Raw genomic sequence first — 2,933 nt, forward strand, 5'->3', positions numbered from 1 at the left:
TCGATCTCCAACGCAAGCGCACGCAGCCAGGCGGCATGCTCCAGCAGATGCTCCGGATAGCGGCGGCTCCAGTGTTCGGCCTGAATCTCATGCATGGTCGTGTCCCGGGTAGAGGTTGGCAAGCATTCCGAACATCGCGGCGGCTTCACGTACTCCGCCAGACAGGAAGGCGCGTGCGCCGCCGGGCTTTCCCAGCATGTCGCCGAGGTTGCGCATTTCCCGCGTCAGCACAGACAGGGACGGGCTGGCCGGCGGCTCGCCGGGTGCCCATTCCTCCAGCAGCCTCAGCTGCCGGAAGGACTCCCCCAGCTGTCCGCGCACAGCCGGAATGGTGGCGAGCGGGCGGCCGCCAATCTCTCTTTCGCTGCAATACCGCTGCTGCAGCAGCAATGTCTCGTGGTAATAGCGCAGCTGTTCCCTGACGAGCGCCAGCCCGAGCACCGAGGCGGTCTCCGGGGAAGACTGCGAACAGGTGCCATCCTTGCCGACGCCGAGGACGACCAGGCCGAACCGGGCGGGCAGTAGCGGGCGATCCACTTTCCACATTACCGTATTACCCGTGCCGGCGTATCCGGCTTCATCCGCAACCGCGAGCGCGCCGGTATCCCAGATCCGGCGGGAGGTGATCGCCCATCCATTGCGCAGCACAACGGCATCCCTGGCCGGCGTCGCCTGTTCCAGCACGGCGGCGAACCGGGGCGCGGGCATCTGTTCCGGCGCCAGCCCATAGCACAGATAACGAAGCCATTCGAGCTCGCCGCCGCCGCGTTCTTCTCGGAATCCCTGCGTCATTCAGTCATCCTCCCGCCATGCGCTCGGGCGTTCGAACAGCGCTCCACCCAGGGCCAGCGTTTCCACGTCCTCGTCGATCAGCAGCGCAAAGGGGCGCTCCCTGATCAGGTCACTGCGCAAGCTGACGTTCAAAGTGTCGAAAGCGCGCATGCTGCTGATGTCGCAGGAGAGGTGGCAGACCTGAAATGCCGGCTGTCGTTGCCCCGCCCGGCGAAAATGATGTCGCGCAGCGGGAATCCGGCGCGTCTGGCAAGTTCCATTTCGGTCAGCGAGCTCACCTCGGCGCCGGCGCCCATGCGGCACAGGCTGTCCGCAATGAAGGTGTTCGGATTCGCCTTGATCGAGTAGAAGAACTCGGCCGCGCCCTCGAACATGCCGTGCACAATGCTGTAGTTCAGCGCGATGCGCGTAGCGTCATGGATGAAGACGGGCGTGCCGAATGCTTCCGCGATTTTCTTTTCGGGAGCCATGTCTTCCGAGTGAAGCAAAACGCATTTTGTCTGCATGGAAATGGCTGGCGGGTGACGCAAAAAAAGCGTGGTAAGGACGAGCGATGCGAGCGCCAGTTAACGCATCTCAACCGGCCGGCAAGGAGCATGGGAAACGATGGATGGATGTCGATGCTGTGAACGCAATAACCTGCACGTCATTCCAATCACTCCTCTTGCGCCATTTCCTGCCGCCGCATCCGCGTGAGACAAGCTGAATGTCTGCGCGACATGTCGCTTTTCGGGGCTGCTGTCGTCAGCCTTCCTTTGCGTTGGTACGGCGAAATTTAATCAGGAAGAAAATTGCGGCGTAACTACCATCTTGTGTAGCATTTATCGCGCTAGCCTTTGATAACCCACAGTGCATGCCGGAAGAACCCTGATTCGCTCGCGCGAAGGACGGTGCGTGATGGGGGGCAGGCTTGCGACGCGAGGGGCAAACCGAGGTATGAAAACTGGCGAGGGAAAATATGAAACTGATGCTGCATGCTATGGTGGCAGGTCTTGCATTACTTGTGGGAGCCGCGCAGGCTGCCGAAGCGGAATCTGCGGCGGGATTCCAGTTTTTCCAGGTGGAAGACCCGGTCAGCGCGAAGCCGATGCGGGCGGTACTTTTCTATCCCGCGGAGGCGGAAGCGGGGCACACGAAAGTCGGTCCGGTGGACGTGGCGGCGAAAGAGAGTGTGCCGGTCAAGGCAGGGCGTTATCCGCTCGTACTTCTGTCGCATGGCAATGCCGGCAGCCCGTTCAGCCACCATGATACCGCGACCTACCTTGCGCAGAACGGCTTCGTCGCCGCGGCTGTCGAGCATCCCGGCGACAATTTCCGCGATACCAGCGGCCTTGGTACGGACCGCGTGCTGATTGGCCGCAACCTGCAGCTTGCAGCCTTGCTGGATGCACTGCTGGAACGGCCGGAAGTCAGCGAGTACATCGACCGCTCGCGCATCGGCGTCGCCGGGTTTTCCGCCGGCGGCTACACCGCGCTGCTGATGGTGGGCGCAAAGCCGAAGTTCGAACTGCTCAAGCCGTATTGCGCGCGCCAGCCGGGCAGCGTGCTATGCGCCGGGGGCGGCGTCGTCCGCTTGTCCTCGCCGCCGCTGCACGAAAAGGCCGACCCTCGGATTCGCGCCGCATTCGTGATGAGCCCCGTCGGCACGCTGTTTGACCGCCCGAGCCTCGCGGCGGTTGACGTGCCTGTCTATGTGTTCGCCGCCGAGAACGATGAAGTGCTGCCGCCCGAGGAGCATGCGCTGAAGGTGGTGCGCGAGCTGCCCGTGCGCCCGGCCTACCGGCAAATTCCCGGTGCCGGGCATTTCGTGTTTCTGGCGCCCTGTTCGGCGGCGATGAAAGCGGCGGCGGCCGCGATTTGCAGCGATCCGCCGCAAGTGGACCGGGCACAGGTGCATGCGGCGCTGAACCGGGAAATGGTGACCTTCTTCCGCACGCGCCTCGCGGCGAAGCCTTGAGCGATCACCGCGGGGCTTGTGCTTTCGTCCCGCGGCTTTTTTCCGCCACGCCGCGGGCGCTCCGGCCGGGAGGCGCGCGCGGCCGCGGCGGCTGCCGTCGTTACAACAGGTTGCGCTGCTCCACCAGCTGTCCGCCAATGGCCTGGTAGATCACCACGGTGCCGTCCTTGATGTCGCCCTTGCT

4 protein-coding genes are annotated in these 2,933 nt (G+C 63.7%); 1 reads left to right on the forward strand and 3 read right to left on the reverse strand.

All coding sequences use genetic code 11. The annotated features are described in order from the left end of the window. Positions 1 to 87: 87 nt before the first annotated feature. The 3 genes from VEC01_RS17695 to VEC01_RS17705 are packed head-to-tail and all read right to left on the reverse strand — an operon-like array spanning position 88 to position 1,262. Positions 88 to 792, reverse strand: a complete 705-nt coding sequence (locus VEC01_RS17695) for a hypothetical protein (protein ID WP_324902229.1) — start codon at positions 790 to 792, stop codon at positions 88 to 90. Continuing rightward, complete coding sequence (locus tag VEC01_RS17700; protein ID WP_324902230.1) at positions 793 to 924, reverse strand: hypothetical protein; 132 nt, start codon at positions 922 to 924, stop codon at positions 793 to 795. After that, the gene (locus VEC01_RS17705; protein ID WP_324902231.1) at positions 921 to 1,262 is read right to left on the reverse strand and encodes a hypothetical protein; all 342 of its coding nucleotides are present in this window, start codon (positions 1,260 to 1,262) and stop codon (positions 921 to 923) included. The genes VEC01_RS17700 and VEC01_RS17705 overlap by 4 nt, the downstream gene beginning before the upstream one ends. A gap of 488 nt (positions 1,263 to 1,750) precedes the next feature. Here VEC01_RS17705 and VEC01_RS17710 point away from each other — a divergent pair, with 488 nt between their 5' ends. Then, positions 1,751 to 2,749 carry a hypothetical protein gene (locus VEC01_RS17710; protein WP_324902232.1) on the forward strand — a complete coding sequence of 333 codons (999 nt, stop codon included), beginning with the start codon at positions 1,751 to 1,753 and terminating at the stop codon, positions 2,747 to 2,749. Positions 2,750 to 2,933: the final 184 nt, after the last annotated feature.

The sequence above is a fragment of the Noviherbaspirillum sp. genome, assembly GCF_035627455.1.
Classification (GTDB): Bacteria; Pseudomonadota; Gammaproteobacteria; order Burkholderiales; family Burkholderiaceae_D; genus Noviherbaspirillum.

Coding starts and splice junctions, on each gene's coding strand:
- VEC01_RS17695 (WP_324902229.1), bottom strand. CDS start 792: ATGACGCAGGGATTCCGAGAAGAACGCGGCGGCGGCGAGCTCGAATGG.
- VEC01_RS17705 (WP_324902231.1), bottom strand. CDS start 1,262: ATGGCTCCCGAAAAGAAAATCGCGGAAGCATTCGGCACGCCCGTCTTC.
- VEC01_RS17710 (WP_324902232.1), top strand. CDS start 1,751: ATGAAACTGATGCTGCATGCTATGGTGGCAGGTCTTGCATTACTTGTG.